The following is a 21109-nucleotide window of genomic DNA, read 5'->3' as shown; positions in this document are numbered from 1 at the left end:
GAGTGTCGTCGTCAGCAGCTCGTTCGAGTTCAAAGAGGATTTCGGTGAGGATTTGGCTTCACTGCTGGGCACGCTAGCCAAGAAGGTCAGTGGCCGCATCCGGTCGATCGACCCGGACGTTGTGGTCGTTCGCCGCGCGGATTGGAACCGCAACACCGGAGGCCAGCGTGGACCTCGCTTGCGCCTGCTAGCGGAGGGGGCGATCACAGGGGCTGCTCACGAAGTAGTGCAGGCGACGAGGATTCGCACAGGGAAGGAATGCGGCACGGACTACGGCGCGTCGAAGGCGCAGATCGACGCCGACGCCTCACAGGTCCATGGAGGCAAGTATTCCGAGGCTACAGCGGCTGCACTCTGCGGATTGGTCGCGGGCGCCTAGTTGTTGAGGCCGGGGACGTTGTGAACGCGTAGCCGTTCGATCGGGGTCTGGCCGCCGATGCCGGAATGTGGTCGGTGGTGATTGTAGTGATGCAGCCAGGCCGGGTAGGTGTCGGCGCGGGCTTCGTCGCTTCGGTAGAGCTGGGCGTATGCCCACTCGGCGGCGAGAGTGCGATTGAACCGCTCGACCTTCCCGTTGGTCTGCGGTCGATATGGTCGGGTCCACTTATGCGTCGCAGTGCCGAGGGCGGTGTTGAAGGCCTTCGAGCGGTAGCAGGATCCGTTGTCGGTGAGCACCCTGCGGACGATGATGCCGTGCTCGGCGAAGAACAGCTCCGCGCGCCGCCAGAACGCGGTCGCAGTCTCCTGCCGTTCGTCGGTGAGGATTTCTGAGTAGGCCAGTCGGGTGTGATCGTCGACCGCGTGGTGCAGGTAACTGTAGCCGCGGCCCTGCTTCTTGTTGTGTCGATTGCCGACGATCCGACCGAGCTTACGGTGCCCTCCGCCGTCCGGGATCCTCCCGAGCTTCTTGATATCAAGGTGAACGAGATCACCTGGGGCGCTGTGCTCGTAGCGAATCGGCCGGGGCGCCCGAACGAGTAGTCCGGTGGCTTGATCGAGGTGCCGAAGCAGCGGCATCCGGTAGCGGCGCAGCACCGCCGCGACGGTCGAACGCGGCAGACGCAGGTGGTAAGCGATCCGCGCCGGGCCCCACCGCCGCTGAAATCGCAGGGCGATGATCCGGCGTTCACGCCGCCGGCTCGTCTGCCCCGGACAACGGTGCGGACGACTGGACCTGTCGGCCATCCCCGCCGCGCCCTGCACGCGGTAGCGATCGGCCCACCGCTTCGCGGTCACCGGCGAACAGTTGAACCGTTCGGCGGCCCGGTGCAGCGGCCACCCGTCGTCGACGACACAGCGGGCCAGGGCCAGCCGGCCCCGATCGGTCAGGAAAGCATTACCGTGAGACATGAGGACCTCGTGGTGATCGGCGTGTGTGTGGTAGCCACACCGATACCCGAGGTCCTCACCTACCTACCGAACGCCACGCCGTTCACAACCTCCCTGGCCAGTACACCTAGTCCGACGACTAGATCCCGGGCTCCGGCCCGAAGTGGTTGGTGATGATGCTGGCGATTTGCTCTTCCCGATACGCGGAGTGATCTAGCAGCTCTTGCTGAGCAGCCAGGGCCGCGTACGCGTCGGCGAGTTGGCTCGTCAGTCGCTTGACGATCTCACGCATCGCAGTGTGGTCGTCGCGGGCGCTCGCGTAGGCAAGTGCGAGTCGGTTGATGTCGTCAATCAGATGCGCATCGACAGGAGGGCGCGTCGAGGACCTGGACTGCCGCTTTCGTGGTCGCTGTGCTCGGCGTTCGACCTCGGCCTCCAGTGAGTGAACGAACACCCGCGGAGCGTTGCGTACAGCTCGCTGCCCCTGTGGTTGCGCCGGGCCGGTCAATACGCCATCACGGAGCAGTTGTTGCGCCCGCTGCCGCGTCACGCCGAGCCTCTCGGCGGCGAGCGCAAGCGAGACGGCCTCCTCCTCCATCAAGCAAGCATGCGTTACGCAATTTTGCTTATCAAGGCCCCGATCTGAGTTACATTCATGGGATTAGGAGAGTAAACTTGCTTATATGACGGTCTCCTTGCTTTCGGATGTTCTCGAAGCGCAAACACAGAACGCGCGTTTGCGCGGCGAGGATCTTCGCCGCGCTGGTGAGTTCATCGCAGCTCACGCCGTCAAGGCCGGGCTCGCGGTGTCAGCAGTTGACCGCACATCTGAACGCCTAGTTGCAGCCGCGTCCATCGCCGACGGGAACGTGCTTGTCGTAGACGAGTCGGAGCGATTGGACGGTCAGCGTGTCCTGCTCGTTGCCGGACACTGTGCTGGTCCGATGGGTATCGCGGCGCAGGCCTCGATCGCCCGAGCACTCGGCGCAACGTGGGTCGAGGCGATGTACGTCGCCGTCGATCCTGGGGACTGGTCCATTCCCGGGGTCGATGCCTTGGCAACCCTCAAATTGCAGGATCTCGGCCGCGGGGCTGCCGAAGGCTCACCTGACCTGGATGCTGGTGTGTCGTTCTCTTCTGAGGGGGTGGCGTGCGCGGCCGGGTAGCGTCGGCGGACACGATGGGATCGGTGACCCGAGCGGTCGAAGCTTCCGGCTGGTCAGGAGTTGTGCTTCCACGCACGAGCGTGCTGGGCGTGTCTCTCTTTCCGGTTGTCGCGATAGATCAGGCTGTGTGGGCGGAGCGGATATCGAACAATCAACCGCCCGAGCATGATCGGTCGACGTTGGCGGTCTGGGAATCCTGGATCCACGAGTTGGGTGATTGCCCGCCTCGCAGTCCGCTGACAATCGTTGGTTTCGTCTCAACGGCGGCCCAGCCTCAGTACGCCCTCGAGGCGTTAGGCAGGGTGTCTGGGTTCGGTGCCGGAATGTGGGTTACTCAAGCTGAGTCACCACGGTCGATCACCCTGGCTGAGTTCGATGTCGCTGATACGTGGGTCGTTCGCGAGCGGGACTCGGCGGTGCTCGTAGAAGGCCGTCCGGGTCCGGCGGCGACTGCGTGCCGGATGACGTCGACTAGGCACAAGGAGGAACAGCTCTTTGCGTGGGCACTCGACGTTGGTGTGGGCATCTAGACGCTGACGCGTGGCGTTGCGGCGAGCCAGGCCTTGACGGCCTTGTGGGGCTTCCATGGCTGCGACCGAGCAGTCAGCAATTGTGAGTGGTTCTTGATGGCCTGCTCGCATCGGTCTCGCCATTCTCCTGGCCTGGCCGGCGCGGGGTGCTCAAGCAGCTGCCTGGCGATCTGTGCTTGTGCTGCCAGCGAGTGTTCCATGGCCGCGCTGGCGACGTCGCTCTGGTCGAAGAGCCACGCCAGAGAGCGCCCATGGCACACGCTGCATGAGCACCTCCAGACAGGCGATTGCGGATTGGTGGTGATGCCACCTTCGACCTTGTCGAGCATGTAGTACGACTGCAGCCTGGGTACGTACACCGACGGCGGAGGTGTGAAAACTTCGTCGTCACCATCGGTCGCCGGATACAGATGCCTCAATCCTGATCGAACACCAACCGAAACCGCTGCCGCACCATGCGCGAGCGCTCCCAGTACGGATGTGTCCGAGCGCAGCAGCAAGGTCGGAACGTCGCACCTGAGTACTTCGATAAGTCCGGCGACGGTCTCCTTGTGACGCAGTGGGTCCGATTCGGATTCGAGAACGAGGGCAACTGGGCGTCCAGTGGCGGTGATCACCTCGATCAGCGTGTCGAGGTTGGCAGTAAGCCAGTCCGTGGCCAACGGCAGACACACCAACAGTCGATCGGAGTGCGTCCCCCATCCGAGGACGGACTTGAGCGACTCGCCGTCGCCCTTCGGAATGTAGCCGGAGTCCGTCATCGCCCACGTCAGGCCTGCTGCGAATTGATCGTTCACCCACTGCTCGGACATCCCGGTCGCGCCGACTCGCCGTGAGTTCCCGGTGTATTGGGCTGCATCGAGGAGGATTGCAGCGCGTTGATTCTCCTTGCGAAGGCGCTTCAGCGCGCGGCGAGCAGTGGCCGCACTTCGGCTGGCGACCACGGCACCAACGTTGTCCGTCGCCGTCAAAGGTGCAACGACGTCAAGGGCGCCGGCGGAGATGTGTGCCATGAACGGTGGTCCGAACTCCGGAAGTTCGGCACAATCGTCGAACTCGAGTGCTTGCGCGATCCCCACGGTGACCCCCAGATCGTTGACTTGGCCGTCTCGCCTCGGGATGTACGGGATCAACCTCGTCGATCGACTTCACCTATACCAGCAGCGACGTGTGATGCGCCACCAACTACGCACCTCAGCTATGCCGCCGAAACCGGACTACGTCGCGGCGCCAGGCGCGCGCGACACCCGTGCTTCTATCGCCTCAACGAGATCCGGGGGAGCACGGCCGCCGTCATCGGCATTCGCCAATCGAACGGCTCTGGTGACCAAAAAACCCGAGGTCACGGACTCATTTGAGTTCGCGACCTCGGGTCCAGCAGTTCATAGAACTGCTCGTGGTGGGCGAAGGGGGACTTGAACCCCCACGTCCCGAAGGACACTGGCACCTGAAGCCAGCGCGTCTGCCATTCCGCCACTCGCCCGTGGCCGCCGAGTTCTCGGCGGGCATGACCGTGAATCGATGGGTTCGATCAACGGCCTGGACGACGATAGCACGCACCTCACCGCAAGTGAAAAACGATGAATTTGACCCGTCGTACAACCCGCGTCATTCAGCTACGCGCAACCCAGGGGGTGGACGCCAAAGCGCTGGTCAGGGATGATTTCAGGGGTAGGCGCACACCACATGACGGTGGTGATGCGTATGTTGCAGACGGTACAGCAGTTGCTTCATGGCAGCCTGGGCCGTCAGTATCGGTATCATCTGTAAAGGCCACACGCACGGCGACACGCCACACAAGCCGCGAAGGGAGGTCGACGGTGGGGATTTTGCAACGCATCGAGCGCAAGCTCGAGGGTGCTGTCGATGACGGCTTCGCGCGCGTTTTCGGCGGCGAGGTCGCCCCGCAGGAGATCGAGAACGGCCTGCAGCGAGAAGCCGAGGAATCGTTGGAGAATCTCGGTGACGGTACAATCCTGGCCGCGAACAGCTACACGTTGCTCTTCAGTCCGACCGACCACGATCAGATCGCGGCCGAGTACGAGCTGAACCGCAAGAGGTTCTCCAAACACCTGGAGAACTTCATCAAGGACAACGGGTGGCAGACATACGGTCAGGTCGTCGTCGAATTCGACCAGTCTCCGTCCCTGCACACGGGTATGTTCCGTGCGCGCGGCGCGGTCAACCCGGACGCCCAGCCGCGACCGGTGCGTGACGGAGGCGTACCCCGACCACAGTCACAGCCGCATCCACACGATGCGGCCAAACAAGTAGGAGCCCCAGAGATGACGCAGAACCCCGGATACGACCAGCGCAGGGCACCGGAACCTGCGTACGACCAGGGCTACGGCCAGCAAGGCGGGTACGACTACCAGCAGGGCTACGGCCAGCCGGGCCACGAGCAGGCCGGCTACGGGCAGCCCGCCCATGAGCAAAACGGCTACGGACAGCCCGGCTACGACCAGGGCTACGGCCAGCAGCAGGGTTATGCCCAGCAGGGCTACGAACAAGGCGGCTACGGCCAACAGGGCTACGACCAGGGCTATGCGCAGCCCGGCCAGGGTTACGAGCAGGGCGGCTACGGCCAGCAAGGCTACGAGCAGGGTTACGGCCAGCAGGGTTATGACCAGGGCTACGGCCAGCAGGGCGGCTACGACTACCAGCAGGGCTACGGCCAACAGGGGTACGAGCAGGGCGGTTACGGCCAGCAGGGTGGTTACGACTACCAGCAGGGCTACGGCCGTCCGGCAGCCGGTTACGCGCCGACCGCGATCACGCTGATCCTCGAGGACGGCAGCAACCGCACCTTCCAGTTGCGAGAGGGCTCCAACGTCATCGGCCGCGGCCAGGATGCACAGTTCCGCCTCCCCGACACCGGCGTCTCGCGTCGTCATCTGGAGATCCGCTGGGACGGCAGCACCGCGATGCTCACCGACCTGAACTCCACCAACGGCACCACCGTCAACGACGTGCAGGTCAACAGCTGGGAACTCGCCGACGGCGACCGCATTCGCGTCGGTCACTCCGACATCACCGTCCGCTTCCAGTAGGCGTCGAGTTCGGCGGTACGACGCGCCTCCGCCGTGGCGGCGGTCGGTGCCGACGACGGCCGGGCGTACGCAGGCACGACGCCCGTTGATGCAGAACTGACACATCTGAATGACGGGCGCACCGGGTTGAGCCCATAAGATGCACCTCGGGTCTTGTACGTCCCGGACCCGCCCGGGTGGGGATCCTCCGTATCGTCGGAGACCGACTCGTTCGATCGACGACCGTTGAGATGCGCTGGAGGTGGATGACGACATGCAGGGGTTGGTGCTGCAGCTGACCCGGTTGGGTTTCTTGCTGCTGCTCTGGCTGTTCGTCTATGCCGTGATCCGCACCGTGCGCGCCGACATCGTCACCGCCTCGGGATCCCGGCTGCCGCGCTTTCGAGGCACGGCCGAGAAGGGACGGGCGAAGCCGAGCACGAAGGGGTCCGCGCGGTACCTGGTGGTGACCGCGGGTGCGCTCGCGAACACCCGCATCACGCTGGGAACGCAGCCGGTGCTCCTCGGACGCGCCGACGATTCGACGCTGGTGCTCACCGATGACTACGCCTCCGAGCGGCACGCACGACTGTCCCGCCGCGGGGATGACTGGTACGTCGAGGATCTCGGGTCCACCAACGGCACCTACCTCGACCGATCCAAGGTGACCACGGCGGTGAAGGTCCCGCTGTCCACGCCGATCCGCATCGGCAAGACCGTGATCGAGCTGCGCCCGTGACACTCGTACTGCGCTACATCGCGCGTAGTGACCAGGGTCTGGTCCGATCGAACAACGAGGATTCGGCGTACGCCGGTCCGCGGTTGCTCGCGCTCGCCGACGGCATGGGCGGTCACGCGGCGGGTGAGGTCGCCAGCCGACTGGTCATCGAATCCATGCGCACCCTCGACGAGGACGACGCGACCGGAGATCTGCTCGACGCCCTCAATCACGCCACCCAGGCCGGCAACCACGCGATCGCCGCCCAGGTCGAGGCGAAACCCGAACTCGACGGGATGGGCACCACCCTCACCGCGATCCTGTTCGCCGGCTCCCGAATCGGCTTGTGCCACATCGGCGATTCCCGCGGATACCTCTACCGCGACGGTGAGCTCACCCAGATCACCCGCGACGACACCTTCGTTCAGACGCTCGTCGACGAGGGCCGCATCACCCCCGAACAGGCCCACACCCATCCGCAGCGATCACTGATCATGCGGGCGCTGACCGGTACCGAGGTCGAGCCGACCCTGACCGTGCGCGAGGCGCGTGCCGGCGACCGGTATCTGCTGTGCAGCGACGGGCTCTCCGATGTGGTCAGCGAGGAAACCCTCGCCGAGACACTCGGTTCGATCAGCGACTACAAGGAATGCGCAGACCGGCTCATCGAACTCGCCTTGCGCGGCGGCGGACCGGACAACGTGACCGTCGTGCTCGCCGACGTCGTCGACACCGACTACGGCGAATCACGGCCCATCGTCGGCGGCGCCGCGGGTACCGGTGAGGACGCCTACACCCCGGACCCGAAGACCGCGGCCGGCCGCGCGGCGGCGCTGCGCCCACCGCTCGAGGCGCCGCAGCAGCCGACGATCCTGCCCGACGACGACGAGCCGGTACGGACCGGACACAAGGGCCGATGGTTCACCATCGGGTTCATCATCCTGGTGATCGTGGCCATCCTCGCGGGCTTCTTCGGGTTGCGCTACTACCTGCACCGCACCTACTACATCGGCGAGCAAGACTCGAAAGTCGTTGTCTACCAAGGCTCTCCCGACGCGGTGCTGTTCTACTCGGTGAGCAACCTGGTGCAGAAGGGCTGCATCGTCGACGCCGACAAGGACTCCGCGCGCATCACCTTCGTGCCCGCGGACGCCGCCGACTGCACCGCGCTCAACGTCGCCGACCTCCAGCCGTTCTCGCAGTCGGCGGTCCGCGAACACCGGATCTCCGGCAAACCGCTCAACGACATCCTCGGCACCACCAGCGAGCTCGAATTGCTGCCGCTGTGCAAGGCAACGATGCCCGGCGTCAACGACCAGTCGATGCCGTCGGAATCGCCCGCGCCCGCCCCGCCGTCATCCACCCCGGCGCCCGCTCCCGGGCCGGCCACGCCGGTGCCCGCGACCTTCGGGCCCGGCGGTGCCCACATCGCCCCGGCGACCGAGGCGCCCGCGCCCCCTACGTCGGGTGCCCCGAACAGCTCGGCGCCCGGCAGCTCCGCACCCTCCAGTTCGGCACCCTCCGGCTCGGCGGGATCATCGACGTCGCCCTCGGCTGACCAGCCCGGAACGAACTGCCGGGAACCGTAGATGACGCAAGCCGCCGCCCCGACCCACGCACGGCCCACCCAGCCCGAACACACCGGACGCAACGCCGAATTGGCGCTGCTGGTGTGCGCCATCGGGGTGGTCACCGTCGCGCTGCTCATCGTGCAGAGCGCCCAGGATCAGTCGCTGACGTGGGACATCGCGAAGTACGTCGCCGCCTACATCGTGCTGTTCGCGATCGGGCATCTGGTGGTCCGGCGCTTCGCCCCGCACGCCGACCCCGTCTTCTTGCCGGTGGTGGCGATGCTCAACGGCCTCGGTCTGGTCCTCATCCACCGGCTCGACCTCGGGTCGGGCAACACCGGGGAGTCGATCAATCCGACGACCAAGACCGACAACGCCGACCAGCAGTTGCTGTGGGCGTTCCTCGGGATGGCCGTCTTCGCCGCGATCCTCATCTTCATCCGCGATCACCGCACCCTGTCGCGCTACGCGTACACGCTGGGTCTGGGCGGTCTGATCTTCTTGGCGATCCCGGCGATCCTGCCGGCGTCGTTGTCGGAGATCAACGGCTCCAAGAACTGGATTCGCACGCCGCTGTTCAACATCCAGCCCGGTGAGTTCTCGAAGATCCTGCTGATCATCTTCACCGCGGCCCTGCTGGTCTCCAAACGCGACCTGTTCACCACCGCGGGCAAACACTTCCTGGGCATGGACCTGCCACGCGCCCGCGACCTCGGCCCGCTGCTCATCGCATGGGTCGTCGCGATCGGCATCTTCGCCCTCGAGAACGATCTCGGTGGCCCGCTGCTGATCTTCACCACGATCTTGGCGATGCTCTACGTGGCCACCGAGCGGGTGGGCTGGGTGGTCATCGGTCTGACCATGTTCGCCGTCGGCGCGATCCTCGCCTACCAGTTGTTCCCGCATCTGCAGGTCCGCGTATCGGTGTGGCTCGATCCGTTCGGCGACTTCTACAACACCGGCTACCAGATCGGCCAGAGTCTGTTCGGCCTGGCCACCGGTGGTCTGTTCGGCACCGGACTGGGCTCGGGGCGACCCAACGCGGTGCCGTTCGCCAACACCGACTTCATCATCGCGACGATCGGTGAGGAGCTCGGGCTCGTCGGCCTGGCCGCGGTGCTGATGATGTACATGATCTTCGTCGTGCGCGGCCTGCGGACCGCGGTGACCGTCCGCGACAGCTTCGGCAAGCTGCTGGCCACCGGACTGTCGGTGACCATGGCGGTGCAGGTCTTCGTCGTCGTCGGCGGCGTCACCAAGCTGATCCCGCTGACCGGTCTGACCACCCCGTTCATCTCCTACGGCGGCTCGTCGCTGCTCGCCAACTATGTGTTGGTGGCGTTGCTGATCCGCGTGTCCAACGCTGCCCGCGAGCCGGATCCGACGAAGCGCCGGCCGACCCCCAAGCCCGTCGAGTCACTGCCCACGCAGGCGGTGAAGCGCACGTGAACACTCCGATCCGTCGGGTGTCGGTCGCGGTGATCGCGTTGATCGTCGTCCTGCTCGCCAACGCCACCTACGTGCAGGTGATCAAGGCCGACAAGCTGCGCTCCGACCCGCGCAACGACCGGGTGCTGCTCGACGAGTACTCCCGGCAGCGCGGCTCGATCATCGCCGGCGGCGAGGTCATTGCGATGTCGCAGGCCACCGACAGCCGCTACAAGTACCTGCGCCGCTATCCGGTGAACCCGCGTGCCTTCGCTCCGATCACCGGCTACTACTCGATCCAGTACGGGTCGGCGGGCCTCGAGCAGTACGAGAACTCGATCCTCTCCGGCAACGACGACCGCCTGTTCGGTCAGCGGTTCACCGACATGTTCTCCGGTCGGGATCCACGCGGCGGCAACGTCGTCACGACCATCGACCCGCGGTTGCAGCAGATCGCCTACGACCAGCTGAACTCCGGGGCCACGTGCGACGGGCCGTGCGTCGGTGCGGTCGTCGCGATGGACCCGAGTACCGGCAAGATCCTCGCGATGGCCTCGACGCCCAGCTACGACCCGAATCTGCTGAGCAGCCACGACCAGAACGTGCGGGAGGCGGCGTGGGGCGCCGACACCGGCGCGGACAAGCGCCTGCAGAACCGTGCGACCGACGAGATCTATCCGCCCGGATCGACGTTCAAGATCATCACGTCGTCGGCGGCATTGCGTGACGGACTCAACGCGTCGACGCAGCTGACCGCGGCGTCGACCTTCCAGCTGCCCGACAGCACCGCGACACTGCCGAACTACGGCGACGAGACCTGCCCGGGCGGCAGCGGCACCGTCAGCCTCGCCGATGCGGTGAAGTACTCGTGCAACACCGCCTTCGCCGACCTCGTGCTCAACAAGATGCCCAACGCCACCGACACACTCAAGGAAACCGCTCGGCTCTACGGCCTCGACTCGCCGGCGCCGAACATCCCGATGCCGGTGGCGCGGTCGACGGTCGGCACGATCCCCGACCGCGCATCTCTCGCGCTCAGTGCGATCGGACAGAAGGATGTTGCGATGTCGACCCTGCAGAACGCGATGGTCGCCGCGACCGTCGCCAACGCCGGTGTGCGGATGCAGCCGTACCTGGTCGACAAGTTGCAGTCGGCGGACCTGCGCACCCTGTACACGACGCCACCGACCACCATCAACTCGCCGATCACCTCGGAGCAGGCGGCTAGCCTGACATCGATGATGGTCGGGGTGGAGAATGCATCGAACCCGTCCGGCGGGCCGGTGCAGATCGCGTCGAAGACCGGTACCGCCGAGCACGGCGACGAGAACTCCGCCACCCCGTATTCCTGGTACATCGCGTTCGGGCCGTCGACGGACGCGAAGATCGCCGTCGCGGTGGTGGTGGAGAATGGGAAGTTCGGTGTGCAATCGGTCGGTAACACCGTGGCCGGACCCATCGGCCGGGCAGTGATCAATGCTTATGTAGGAGGTGGACGATGACGTTGCAGAACGGCACCATCATCGCCGACCGCTATCGGCTGATGCGTCTCATCGCCACCGGCGGTATGGGACAGGTCTGGGAAGCGCTTGACACCCGGCTCAATCGCCGGGTTGCGGTCAAGGTGCTCAAGGCGGAGTACTCCGACGATCCCGAGTTCGCGGCACGGTTCCGCACCGAGGCGCAGACCACCGCGAAGCTCAACAACCCGGGCATCGCGAACGTCTTCGACTACGGCGAGACCGGTGACCGTGGCGGCGGCACGCTGGCGTACCTGGTGATGGAGCTCGTCGACGGCGAGCCGCTGAACTCGGTGATCTCGCGGATGGGTCGGTTGTCGGTGGCCAACACCCTCGACATGCTCGAGCAGACCGGCCGCGCGTTGCAGGCCGCGCACAGCCAGGGGCTGGTGCACCGCGACGTCAAACCCGGCAACATCCTCATCACGCCGACCGGTCAGGTCAAGATCACCGACTTCGGGATCGCCAAGGCCGTCGACGCCGCACCGGTCACGCAGACCGGCATGGTGATGGGCACAGCCCAGTACATCTCGCCCGAGCAGGCCACAGGCGACGACGCGACCGCGGCGTCGGACGTGTATTCGCTCGGGGTCGTCGGCTACGAGGCGCTCGTCGGGCGACGGCCGTTCCTGGGTGACGGCGCGATCACCGTCGCGATGAAGCACATTCGTGAGACCCCGCCGCCCCTGCCGGACACCATCCCGCCGAACGTGCGTGAACTGATCGACATCACCATGTCGAAGGACCCCAAGCAGCGCTACCCCAACGGTGGGGCGTTCGCCGACGCCGTCGCGTCTGTACGCGCCGGGCGCCGCCCACCGCGGCCCGGTGTCGCCGGGGCTGCAGCGGCGGGTGCTGTTGTCGGCGCCGGAGCCGGAGCGGCGGCCGCACGGGCCAACGCGACCCGCGCGATGACCGACTCGACCCCGCCGCCGACGTCGGCGCGCCCGCCCACCACCTCGGCCCCGGCTACCGCGGGTCAGGGCGGGGGCGGCTGGACGACCGGGCAGAAGGTCCTCGCCGGTGTCGCGACGGCACTACTGGTCGGGGCGATCGCGCTGATCGGGTACTACCTGGCCAGCGCGGACGACAACACGCCCGCGCCGGCGCCGGCGTCGACGACGACCACCCAGACCGAGACGGTCACCACCACCGACGACCAGACGACCACCCAGGAGACCACGACCACCCGCTCGCGGCCGCCGACCACGACGACCACCACCGAGGACACCACCACGCCGGAGACCACGACCCCCGAGGAGACGACGCCGCAGACCACCGACCCGGGCGCGACCACGCGGTCGTGCAACATCGGGCCGATCCAGGTGCCGTGCTGATGCCATGATGTCGACCCCGCACCACCTCTCCGACCGCTACGAGCTGGGCGAGACGCTCGGCTTCGGCGGCATGTCCGAGGTTCACTACGCACGTGATCTCCTGCTGAACCGGGACGTCGCGGTGAAGGTGCTGCGCGCCGACCTGGCCCGGGATCCGTCGTTCTATCTGCGCTTCCGCCGGGAGGCCCAGAACGCCGCCAAGCTCAATCACCCGACGATCGTGCAGGTCTTCGACACCGGCGAGGCCGAGACCGACGAGGGGCCGCTGCCCTTCATCGTGATGGAGTACGTGGACGGTGAGACGCTGCGAGATGTGTTGCGGCGCAACGGCCCTGTCGCGCCACGGCAAGCCATGACGTGGATGGCCGACGTGGCCGCGGCGATGGATTTCTCGCACCGCAACGGCATCGTGCACCGTGACATGAAGCCGGCGAACGTGATGATCGACTCGTCGGGCGCGGTCAAGGTGATGGATTTCGGCATCGCGCGCGCGATGAACGACTCGACGTCAACGATGACCCAGACCAGTGCGGTGATGGGCACCGCGCAGTACCTCTCGCCCGAGCAGGCGCGCGGGATCAAGGTCGATCCGCGCAGTGACATCTACTCGATGGGCTGCGTGCTGTTCGAACTGCTCACCGGCGAGCCGCCGTTCACCGGTGATTCGCCGGTCGCCGTCGCCCATCAGCATGTGCACGAGGATCCGCGCTGGCCGTCGGCGGTGCGCCCGGACATCCCGCCGGAGCTCGACTCCATCGTCATGAAGGCGATGAGCAAGAACAAGGAGAACCGCTACCAGTCGGCGGCCGAACTGCGGTCGGATCTGATCAAGGTTCTTGCCGGCGGAAAACCGTCGGCGCCGCTGCTGATGAGCGAGGAGGACCGGACCGCCTGGCTCGACACCGGCTCGGGTCCGCGTCGCGCATTGCGTGCCGACACCGGTGGCCAGCCGGCTGCGGGCAAGGACGACGACACCCCGACCCGACGCCGTCCCCCATGGCTGATCGCCGGCGCGGTGGCGGCCGTGGTGCTGCTGTTCGTCGGGTTGCTGGTGTGGTGGTCGCCGTGGTCGTCCGGGTCGGCGCGCAAGGTGGCCGTACCCGCGGTGGCCGGACTGTCGGCGGCCGACGCGCGTAGCACCCTGGAGAAGGCGGGTTTCGAGGTCAAACAACTCGACGAGTCGAGCGAGACCGTCGACGCCGGTAAGGCCACCCGCTCGGCGCCGGGCGAGAACGTCCCGACACCCGAGGGGTCGACGGTCACGCTGTTCATCTCCAGTGGACGTGAGCGCCAACGCATCCCCGACGTACGCAACAAGACCCAGGCCGACGCGACGTCCGAGCTGCAGAACGCGGGTTTCACCAACATCAAGGTGCAGCAGGTGGACTCGGTGTCGGTCGAGGTCGGTGACGTGGTGGACACCAACCCGGCCGTCGGCACCGACACACCCGTTCGGGACCCGTTGATCATTCGGATCAGCACCGGCCCCAAGGACGTCACGGTACCCAATCTGGTGGGTCAGTTCGAGTCGGCCGCACGCGCCCAGCTCGCCCAGCTCGGCCTGAAGGTGACCGTCGTCGAGGGCGACTCGGACCTGCCGCAGGGCCAGGTCGTCAGCTCCAGCCCGTCGGCCGGTGACTCGGTGAAGCAGGGCGCCACGGTGCAGCTGACGATCTCCCGCGGCAACATGATCGTCGTGCCCGATCTGACCGGTCAGACCGCTGACCAGGCGTTCGCGACGCTACAGCGGTCGGGGTGGAACGGCGCACTGAACCAGACACCGCGCAATGTGCCGCTCGGCAGCCCCGACGACGGGAAGATCCTGTCGCAGAGTCCCGGGGACGGATCGAAGCTGGCCAAGAACGGGGCGATCAACGTCGTCGTCGGGCGCGCGAGCCTGCTGCCGGGCTGAGCACAGCCGGCTCATCGGGACCGGCGGCTCAGGACTGGGCGGCTCAGGACTGGGCGGCCAGCGCCGGACCGATCGCCTCGGCCATCTCCTGTTCGAGGACGGCGACGGTTGACTCGTCGATGTCGATGCCGCAGACGCCCAACCAGTTGGCCAGCATCCGGTGGCCACCCTGGGTGAGCACGCTTTCGGGATGGAACTGAACGCCGTGGATCGGCAGCTCCCGATGCTGCATTCCCATCACGATGCCCGACTCGGTGCGGCCGGTGACCACGAGCTCGTCCGGAATGGTCTCGGGCAGCACCGTCAGTGAGTGATAGCGGGTCGCGGTGAACGGATCCGGCAGACCACGCAGCACCCCGACCTGATCGTGATGGACGAGCGAGGTCTTGCCGTGCAGCAGCTCCGGCGCGCGATCGACGGTGCCGCCGAACGCCGCACCGATGGCCTGATGACCGAGACACACTCCGAGCAGAGGTACACCGTCGGCGGCGGCGACCCCGACGAGCGGCAACGTCGCTCCGGCGCGCTGCGGCGTACCCGGCCCGGGCGACAGCAGCACGCCGGCGAAACCGGACCCATCGGGACCGCGCAGCGCAGCACGCAGCGACTCGTCGGTGAACTCGCCGTCGGTAGTCGTCAGCCGGGGATCATCGTTGCGCCACACCGTTGCCTCGACACCGAGCTGGCCCAGGTACTGGACCAGGTTGTAGACGAAGCTGTCGTAGTTGTCGATGACGAGGATGCGGGCCGCGTGGTTCGCGGAGCCGGTCGCCTCCGGTGCTGCGCTGGTCATCGTGTCAGGTTACCCGGGGACTCGCGGGGCGCTCGTGGCGGCGACCTGGTGCGATACCGTAGAGGTGATGCGCCGGGCGTGTCGCGGACAACACACCGCGCCACGACACCGCCGCCGAACGCGAAACGAGAAGATGCAAGGGGTCATCGCCCGCCGATGACCCGCTCGCTGCACAACAGAGGAAGTCATGCCGAAGTCAAAAGTCCGGAAGAAGACCGACTACACCATCAACCCGGCGAGTCGCACGCCGGTCAAGGTGAAGGCCGGTCCCTCCAGCTCGATCTACGTCGGCGTGATGCTCGGCCTCATGCTGCTGGGTCTGGCCTGGCTGATCGTCTACTACCTCGCTGCCGGCGAGACCACCTACGGTGGCCCCGGTCAGGCGCTGCACTGGATGAACAACCTGGGCGCGTGGAACTTCCTCATCGGCTTCTCGATGATGGTCGTGGGCCTGCTGATGACCATGAAGTGGCGCTGAGGTCGGCCGTTGATGCTGGTCAAAGACCTGCGCGCGGTTATCCACATGTGGAAATTACATGTGTGTAAGTCATCCCCACTGTGAGTAAGTCCTGTGGATAACTCTGCCGAGCTGTCCACACAGCAGTGGGCGACGCCCCGACTCGCGGCCGGCGCGCTCCTGGCCGCAGGCGTCGTGCTCCTGCTGTGCGCGGTGTTCGTCGCATCCGACGCCGTCGGATCGGTGATCATCGGTATCGCCGGGTTGATGCTGCTCGGGTTCGGGGCGTACGCGTCGCTGATCCGGCCGCGACTCGAACTGTCGGCCGGCCCGCAACTGACCATCCGGCGTATCGGCGGCGCCGTGACACTGACGCCCGCCGACGTCGAGCGCGTCCGACTTCTCACGATGCGCCGCATCGGACGCCGATCCGGTCAACTCGAGATCGACTACTTTCCGGCGGCTGCCGACCATGACACCGAACGCGAGGGCACCGAACGCGAGGGCACCGAACGCGAGGAATCGATGCTGGTGGTGTTCAGCCGCTGGGATCTCGGCGCCGATCTACTCGACGTCGTCGACGCACTCGACCGCGCCGGGTTCGCGGTGGAGGACTCGCGTCGCTGAGCGCCTGTGCTCCGGTTGTCGCTGAGCACCTGTGCTCCGGTTGTCGGAGAGCGCGACTCAGTGAACGTAGACGAGTACCGGCCCGGTGTAGGTCACCGCGACGATGACGCTGATGGCCACCGCCACGACCAGCAGGGTACTGACGGCCACCCAGCCGATGAGGGTGGCGTTGCGGTCGGTGCGCAGGGACTGCGGCAGGAGTCGGGGCGACCAGATGAGTGCGGCGGTGGCTGCCGCGCCGAACACCAGGCCGCCGACGTGTGCGGCGAGGGAGATGCCGGGGATCGAGAACGACATCACGAGGTTGATGGCGATGATCGTCAGCACCGGTGCGGGTGAGACACGCAGGCGCAGAACGACGATGAGCATGGCGCCCATCAGCCCGTAGATCGCTCCCGACGCGCCGGCGGAGCGGGCCTCGTTGGATTGCGCGATCATCACCGCGGCGCTGCCACCGAGCAGCGCGGTCATGTAGACCATCACGAATCGTCCGATGCCCAGGGCGATTTCGAGATCTCGGCCGAGGATGTAGAGCGAGATCATGTTCACCGCAAGGTGTATCAGGCTGTAGTGCAAGAATCCCGCGGTGAGCAAGCGCCAGTACTGGCCGAGAAAGACATTGCCGCGCACCAACTCTCCATGCAGGAGTGGCCCGGAGACCTCGACGTTGAAGGAATGTGCGGCGTAGATCGTGTAGGCGAAGACGACGACGTTGATCGCGATCAGCGTGTAGGTGGCCAGCGGGCGCCGGGCGCGTACGGGCCGCGTGACCACCGACCGGATGCCCCGGTCGCCGAAGTCGGGTCGGCGGATGTCCTGGCGGCCGGAGCCCCGCGCGCCGTCGCCGCGCACGCACTCGTCGCAGTGCTGCCCGACCGCGGCCGGGTGCAGACATCCCGGACAAGCCGGCCGCCCGCACCGCGTGCAGGACAGCGCGGTGGGGCGGTCGGGATGTCGGTAACACACCGCCGGCGGACCGGCGGGGCCGATGGTCAGTTGACCTCGATCTTCTCGATGCGGACCTCGTCCAGCGGACGGTCGCTGCGATCGGTGGAGGTGGTCGCGATCGCGTCGACGACCTGCTGCGAGGCCGGATCGGTCACCTCACCGAAGATGGTGTGGCGACGGTTCAGGTGCGGGGTGGGGCCGACGGTGATGAAGAACTGCGACCCGTTGGTGCCCGGTCCGGCGTTGGCCATGGCGAGCAGGTAGGGGCGGTCGAACTGCAGCTCCGGGTGGAACTCGTCCTTGAACTTGTAGCCGGGGCCGCCGCGGCCGGTGCCGGTCGGATCGCCGCCCTGGATCATGAAGCCCTCGATGACGCGGTGGAACACCGAGCCGTCGTAGAACGGACCGGAGTCGCCCCCGGAGGCGTTCGGCTCGCTGTAGTCCTTGCTGCCGGCGGCCAGGCCGACGAAGTTGGCGACGGTCTCGGGCGCATGGTTGCCGAAGAGATCGACCTTGATGTCGCCGCGGTTGGTGTGGATGGTCACGGTCTGCGTTGATGTGCTCACCACTCCATCCAACCAAATCGGCGGCAACAACCCCACGACTCCGTCGGCAACATTCCACGACCTCGTCGGCAACGGCGCATGTTCGGCCTCCGACCACGCGAGTAGCACCGGCAAAGCGGACCTGGCACGCTGTGGGTCATGCCGAAGAAGTATCTCCTGCTGATCGCCGCTGCCTCGGCGGCAGCATTGTCGGCCGTCGCGGCGGTGTTCGTCGTGCGACGCTCCCGTACCGAACTCCCGCCGGTCTCGCCGACGGTGCCCCGTATCGAGAATCTCCGCTCCGCGGAAGGCATCGAGAATCTCGGCTCCGCCGAGGGCATCGACAACCAGGGCACCGCCGAGGGTGATGTGGCTCTCTGATCCCGGCCGCTGGTATCCCCATAAGTCGGACAAGCGTGGTCGTCGCGGGACGCACCATGCATCATCCACCGGGTCCGGAAGGTAATTTGGACCGGTGACCTCCGACGAGAACAGGCCGGGCGGGGACCTCCGTCGCGGCGACGCGCCCGACGGAGTGCCGCCCGTCCCCCGTGACGACGCTCCCGAGGCGGGCACCGGCACGGCGTCGGCGCCCTGGGAGCGCCCGCCGACCGCACCGGTCAGCGGGCGCAACCCCGACCTGACACCCGGCGACGTGCGCTCGGACTCCGGCGTCGGACCCCGACCACCGGGCACACCATCGAACCCGCGCGTACCGATTTCCGGCACCGGTCCCGGGCCACGACCACCCTCGGGCCCGCCCATCGGCCCGGTCGCACCCGGTGCACCCGCGTCTCGTGGCGGGTCGAGCACCGGCTCCGGTCCCCGACCCCCACAACCGGGTCCGGCAGCGCGACCTCCCGGTATGTCCTCGACGGGTCAGGGTCCCCGACCGGCCCCGCCGGCCCCCGGCGGCCCGGGCGCTCCGGGCGCTCCGGGCGGTGCTCCCCCTGCCGGCGCACCCGGAACCACCGGTCCGGGACCGCGTCCCGGCTGGCGCGGCGGACCACCTCCCGGCGCGCGCTCGGGCCCGGGCACCCGGATGCCACCGCCCCCGGGCCGCCGTCGCCCCGGTGCACCGATACCCCCGGGTACCCGGCCGCCGGGCCCCCCATCCGGGCCCGACGGTCCGCCACCGGTGCCGGGCTCGGCACCGCGCGGCGGCGGACCACAAACCGGCGGTCCACAGGCCAACGGACCACAGGGAGCTCCGCCCCGCGGTGGTGTTCCGGCCGGCGCTGCCGGTGTGAACGCCGACGCGACGGTCCGGTCCGACGAACAGTCCTCGGCTCCACCCCGTGCCTATTCGGCCGTCGACGCCGGACCGACCAGAGCCACATCCGCCGGAGCCCCACCCGTTGGGGCCCCACCCAGGTCCGGCGACAAGAGTTCCCCACCGACCACCGCCGCACCGGCGACGGAGGCATCATCGGAGTCCAAGGAGGCGCCCGTGGGCGGGCAGAGTGCCGCCACCGCAGCCCGGTCGTCGTCGCGGTCGACCGCCAAGACGAGCACCCTCGCCATCTGGGCGATGGTGCTGTCGGTCATCGGCTGCACCTCGCCGATCGGGCTGTACCTGGGGTATCGAGCGCGCAATCAGATCCGGCGCACGCGTGAATACGGTGAACCGTTCGCCACCGTCGCGATCATCGTGGGCTGGGCCTACATTCTTGCGCTGATCGTGGCGATCGTGGCGTACATCATCGTGCTCGTCCTGCGGTGAAGGTGTCCGCGATGACGCTAGTCGGGCCGGGCGCCACCTAAAGTGAACCTTGTTCGCGTACCATTCGACGAATGAAGCGTCCACTTCTGATCCTGTTCGGATTCACCGTGCTCGCGGCCGGGTTGCTTGCCTCTCCGGCACCCCGCGCCGCCGCCGCTCCCCCGTGCGCCGACGTCGAGGTCGTGTTTGCGCGCGGAACCGTGGAGACGGCTCCACCCGTCGGCGTCACCGGCCTGTCCTTCGAGCAGGCCCTGCGTAATCAGCTGCCCGGTAAGTCGGTCAACGTCTACGGCGTGAACTATCCGGCCGGTAGCAACTTCGACAACCGGATGGCCTTCGTCGAGGGCGTGGTCAAGGGCGTCAACGACACCCAGCGCCGCATCAAGTACCTGGCTGCGCAGTGCCCCGGCTCGCACATCGTGGTCGGTGGGTACTCGCAGGGTGCAGTCGTCGCGTCCTACGCGTTGAGCAACAAGATCCAGATCGACCCGCAGTACCGGCAGTACCAGGACCGGGTGCCGCAGCCGCTGGCCGACAACGCCGCCTCGCACGTGACCGCCGCGATCCTGTTCGCGCCGCCGTCGTCGAACTGGATCAAGCAGGTCGGTGCGCCCCCGATGAACGTCGGGCCGCTCTACGAGGGCAAGACCAAGCGCTACTGCATCGCCGGCGACGTCGTCTGTGACGGTGCCCCGGTCGGGCAGCCCAACGGTCTACATGTGCTCTATGCCGTCAATGGCATGACTGTCGATGCCGCCCAGTATGTGAAAGCTCGTCTGTAGCACTCACCTCATCAGCACTCGCCTCAACCGGCCGGACGTCCTGTGACGGGACGTCCGGCCGGTTCTTTCGTTCGACATGGCGAAACGACCAGCCGATCAGCATGAGGATCGTCACCGTCAACGGGAGGCCGGTGGCAATCCGTCCGACGGCCAGCAACCCGACGCTGCCGTGCTGATAGATCGCGTACTGGACCACGAAGCGGGTCAGGAACGCCGACGCGGCGGCAAGGGTGACCGCGCCGAACAGTCGTCGCGCCGACGGGTCGCGCCGCCAACCGGTGCCTCGCCCGGTGACCGCACCGAATACGAGGCCGATCACCGGGTAGCCGACGACACACGAAACCGCCAGCGCCGCAGCCACTATCGGCGGATACCAGAGATCGGGCAGAAAGTAGTCGCGCGCTTGACCGCTGTGGAGTGCGAATCCCACAGAGATACTGACGCCGATGCAGGCACCGATGACCGGCCGCACCGTCCGCCACCGCCACACGGTGAACGCCCCGATCGCGACGGTGGTGGCCGCTGCCGCGGCGATGGCCGCCCCGAGGCCCGCCGACGACGCGGTCACCGCGAAGACCGTCGACGGTACCGCCGAGAACCCGACCTCGGTCCATACCTGCGAGGGTCGTCGGTGTCCGGTCGAACGGGATTCCGGGGTACCCATGAAAGCACCCTATAACTAAGTTATAGTCGG

At 67.0% G+C, this 21109-nt stretch carries 21 protein-coding genes and 1 tRNA gene; 14 read left to right on the top strand and 8 right to left on the bottom strand.

Going from position 1 to position 21109, the window contains the following annotated elements; translation table 11 throughout:
• A partial coding sequence (locus GOPIP_RS29005; RefSeq protein WP_035727278.1) for a hypothetical protein occupies positions 1 to 379 on the top strand: 379 nt, incomplete at its 5' end.
• On the opposite strand, the gene GOPIP_RS05825 is transcribed toward GOPIP_RS29005, so the two are convergent.
• The gene (locus tag GOPIP_RS05825; protein WP_006368646.1) at positions 376 to 1350 is read right to left on the bottom strand and encodes an IS481 family transposase; all 975 of its coding nucleotides are present in this window, start codon (positions 1348 to 1350) and stop codon (positions 376 to 378) included. The two genes, GOPIP_RS29005 and GOPIP_RS05825, sit on opposite strands and share 4 nt — an antisense overlap.
• Before the next feature lie 118 nt (positions 1351 to 1468).
• Positions 1469 to 1927 (bottom strand): hypothetical protein, encoded by a 459-nt coding sequence (locus GOPIP_RS05820; RefSeq protein WP_006368645.1) that lies wholly within the window; start codon positions 1925 to 1927, stop codon positions 1469 to 1471.
• A gap of 85 nt (positions 1928 to 2012) precedes the next feature.
• Between GOPIP_RS05820 and GOPIP_RS05815 the strand changes: the two genes are divergently transcribed.
• Positions 2013 to 2495 carry a hypothetical protein gene (locus GOPIP_RS05815; RefSeq protein ID WP_006368644.1) on the top strand — a complete coding sequence of 161 codons (483 nt, stop codon included), beginning with the start codon at positions 2013 to 2015 and terminating at the stop codon, positions 2493 to 2495.
• 526 nt (positions 2496 to 3021) lie between these two features.
• On the opposite strand, the gene GOPIP_RS05805 is transcribed toward GOPIP_RS05815, so the two are convergent.
• Positions 3022 to 4158 carry a hypothetical protein gene (locus tag GOPIP_RS05805; protein WP_006368642.1) on the bottom strand — a complete coding sequence of 379 codons (1137 nt, stop codon included), beginning with the start codon at positions 4156 to 4158 and terminating at the stop codon, positions 3022 to 3024.
• A gap of 264 nt (positions 4159 to 4422) precedes the next feature.
• A tRNA-Leu gene (locus GOPIP_RS05800) sits at positions 4423 to 4508 on the bottom strand.
• Positions 4509 to 4845: 337 nt separating this feature from the next.
• Here GOPIP_RS05800 and GOPIP_RS05795 point away from each other — a divergent pair.
• From GOPIP_RS05795 to pknB, 7 genes are all read left to right on the top strand, one after another.
• Positions 4846 to 6075 carry an FHA domain-containing protein gene (locus GOPIP_RS05795; protein ID WP_006368641.1) on the top strand — a complete coding sequence of 410 codons (1230 nt, stop codon included), beginning with the start codon at positions 4846 to 4848 and terminating at the stop codon, positions 6073 to 6075.
• Positions 6076 to 6328: 253 nt separating this feature from the next.
• On the top strand, positions 6329 to 6793 hold the full coding sequence (locus GOPIP_RS05790; RefSeq protein ID WP_006368640.1) for an FHA domain-containing protein FhaB/FipA: 465 nt from the start codon (positions 6329 to 6331) through the stop codon (positions 6791 to 6793).
• A complete protein-coding gene (locus GOPIP_RS05785; RefSeq protein WP_006368639.1) occupies positions 6790 to 8361 on the top strand; it encodes a PP2C family protein-serine/threonine phosphatase in 1572 nt (523 codons plus the stop codon). Before GOPIP_RS05790 ends, GOPIP_RS05785 begins: the two co-directional genes overlap by 4 nt.
• On the top strand, positions 8362 to 9792 hold the full coding sequence (locus GOPIP_RS05780; RefSeq protein ID WP_006368638.1) for an FtsW/RodA/SpoVE family cell cycle protein: 1431 nt from the start codon (positions 8362 to 8364) through the stop codon (positions 9790 to 9792).
• Positions 9789 to 11273 carry a peptidoglycan D,D-transpeptidase FtsI family protein gene (locus GOPIP_RS05775; RefSeq protein ID WP_006368637.1) on the top strand — a complete coding sequence of 495 codons (1485 nt, stop codon included), beginning with the start codon at positions 9789 to 9791 and terminating at the stop codon, positions 11271 to 11273. The genes GOPIP_RS05780 and GOPIP_RS05775 overlap by 4 nt, the downstream gene beginning before the upstream one ends.
• Complete coding sequence (locus tag GOPIP_RS05770; RefSeq protein ID WP_006368636.1) at positions 11270 to 12628, top strand: protein kinase domain-containing protein; 1359 nt, start codon at positions 11270 to 11272, stop codon at positions 12626 to 12628. The genes GOPIP_RS05775 and GOPIP_RS05770 overlap by 4 nt, the downstream gene beginning before the upstream one ends.
• Positions 12629 to 12632: 4 nt before the next feature.
• Positions 12633 to 14540: a Stk1 family PASTA domain-containing Ser/Thr kinase gene (pknB, locus tag GOPIP_RS05765; RefSeq protein ID WP_006368635.1), complete on the top strand. Its 1908-nt coding sequence runs from the start codon at positions 12633 to 12635 to the stop codon at positions 14538 to 14540.
• Between the two features lie 43 nt (positions 14541 to 14583).
• On the opposite strand, the gene GOPIP_RS05760 is transcribed toward pknB, so the two are convergent.
• Complete coding sequence (locus GOPIP_RS05760) at positions 14584 to 15333, bottom strand: aminodeoxychorismate/anthranilate synthase component II (protein WP_006368634.1); 750 nt, start codon at positions 15331 to 15333, stop codon at positions 14584 to 14586.
• Between the two features lie 187 nt (positions 15334 to 15520).
• Between GOPIP_RS05760 and crgA the strand changes: the two genes are divergently transcribed.
• Together crgA and GOPIP_RS05750 are read left to right on the top strand one after the other, a co-directional pair.
• A complete protein-coding gene (gene crgA / locus GOPIP_RS05755) occupies positions 15521 to 15811 on the top strand; it encodes a cell division protein CrgA (protein ID WP_006368633.1) in 291 nt (96 codons plus the stop codon).
• Between the two features lie 93 nt (positions 15812 to 15904).
• Complete coding sequence (locus GOPIP_RS05750; RefSeq protein ID WP_006368632.1) at positions 15905 to 16417, top strand: PH domain-containing protein; 513 nt, start codon at positions 15905 to 15907, stop codon at positions 16415 to 16417.
• Between the two features lie 57 nt (positions 16418 to 16474).
• Here the strand turns inward: GOPIP_RS05750 and GOPIP_RS05745 are convergent, their stop codons facing one another.
• Positions 16475 to 17383 (bottom strand): rhomboid family intramembrane serine protease, encoded by a 909-nt coding sequence (locus GOPIP_RS05745; protein WP_020172908.1) that lies wholly within the window; start codon positions 17381 to 17383, stop codon positions 16475 to 16477.
• 26 nt (positions 17384 to 17409) lie between these two features.
• Positions 17410 to 17943 carry a peptidylprolyl isomerase gene (locus GOPIP_RS05740; protein WP_085949110.1) on the bottom strand — a complete coding sequence of 178 codons (534 nt, stop codon included), beginning with the start codon at positions 17941 to 17943 and terminating at the stop codon, positions 17410 to 17412.
• A gap of 126 nt (positions 17944 to 18069) precedes the next feature.
• On the opposite strand from GOPIP_RS05740, the gene GOPIP_RS05735 reads away from it, so the two are divergent.
• The 3 genes from GOPIP_RS05735 to GOPIP_RS05725 all read left to right on the top strand — a co-directional run bounded on the left by GOPIP_RS05735 (position 18070) and on the right by GOPIP_RS05725 (position 20415).
• A complete protein-coding gene (locus GOPIP_RS05735) occupies positions 18070 to 18291 on the top strand; it encodes a hypothetical protein (RefSeq protein WP_006368629.1) in 222 nt (73 codons plus the stop codon).
• Between the two features lie 1069 nt (positions 18292 to 19360).
• Positions 19361 to 19633, top strand: coding sequence for a DUF4190 domain-containing protein (locus tag GOPIP_RS28670; RefSeq protein ID WP_014358158.1), 273 nt, complete (start codon positions 19361 to 19363; stop codon positions 19631 to 19633).
• Between the two features lie 71 nt (positions 19634 to 19704).
• Positions 19705 to 20415, top strand: coding sequence for a cutinase family protein (locus GOPIP_RS05725; RefSeq protein ID WP_006368627.1), 711 nt, complete (start codon positions 19705 to 19707; stop codon positions 20413 to 20415).
• Here the strand turns inward: GOPIP_RS05725 and GOPIP_RS05720 are convergent.
• A complete protein-coding gene (locus GOPIP_RS05720) occupies positions 20366 to 21079 on the bottom strand; it encodes a DUF3159 domain-containing protein (RefSeq protein ID WP_006368626.1) in 714 nt (237 codons plus the stop codon). The two genes, GOPIP_RS05725 and GOPIP_RS05720, sit on opposite strands and share 50 nt — an antisense overlap.
• Positions 21080 to 21109 lie beyond the last annotated feature (30 nt).

The organism is Gordonia polyisoprenivorans NBRC 16320 = JCM 10675 (assembly GCF_000241325.1).
Classification (GTDB): domain Bacteria; phylum Actinomycetota; class Actinomycetes; order Mycobacteriales; family Mycobacteriaceae; genus Gordonia; species Gordonia polyisoprenivorans.
The sequence above is the reverse complement of the archived record's forward strand: the minus strand, read 5'-3'. Positions and strand labels throughout refer to the sequence as shown.

Bases quoted from the DNA above. Each gene is read 5' to 3' on its own strand.
- GOPIP_RS05825 (WP_006368646.1), bottom strand. From the start codon at position 1,350: ATGTCTCACGGTAATGCTTTCCTGACCGATCGGGGCCGGCTGGCCCTG.
- GOPIP_RS05820 (WP_006368645.1), bottom strand. From the start codon at position 1,927: ATGGAGGAGGAGGCCGTCTCGCTTGCGCTCGCCGCCGAGAGGCTCGGC.
- GOPIP_RS05815 (WP_006368644.1), top strand. From the start codon at position 2,013: ATGACGGTCTCCTTGCTTTCGGATGTTCTCGAAGCGCAAACACAGAAC.
- GOPIP_RS05790 (WP_006368640.1), top strand. From the start codon at position 6,329: ATGCAGGGGTTGGTGCTGCAGCTGACCCGGTTGGGTTTCTTGCTGCTG.
- GOPIP_RS05780 (WP_006368638.1), top strand. From the start codon at position 8,362: ATGACGCAAGCCGCCGCCCCGACCCACGCACGGCCCACCCAGCCCGAA.
- GOPIP_RS05770 (WP_006368636.1), top strand. From the start codon at position 11,270: ATGACGTTGCAGAACGGCACCATCATCGCCGACCGCTATCGGCTGATG.
- pknB (WP_006368635.1), top strand. From the start codon at position 12,633: ATGATGTCGACCCCGCACCACCTCTCCGACCGCTACGAGCTGGGCGAG.
- GOPIP_RS05760 (WP_006368634.1), bottom strand. From the start codon at position 15,333: ATGACCAGCGCAGCACCGGAGGCGACCGGCTCCGCGAACCACGCGGCC.
- crgA (WP_006368633.1), top strand. From the start codon at position 15,521: ATGCCGAAGTCAAAAGTCCGGAAGAAGACCGACTACACCATCAACCCG.
- GOPIP_RS05735 (WP_006368629.1), top strand. From the start codon at position 18,070: ATGCCGAAGAAGTATCTCCTGCTGATCGCCGCTGCCTCGGCGGCAGCA.
- GOPIP_RS05725 (WP_006368627.1), top strand. From the start codon at position 19,705: ATGAAGCGTCCACTTCTGATCCTGTTCGGATTCACCGTGCTCGCGGCC.
- GOPIP_RS05720 (WP_006368626.1), bottom strand. From the start codon at position 21,079: ATGGGTACCCCGGAATCCCGTTCGACCGGACACCGACGACCCTCGCAG.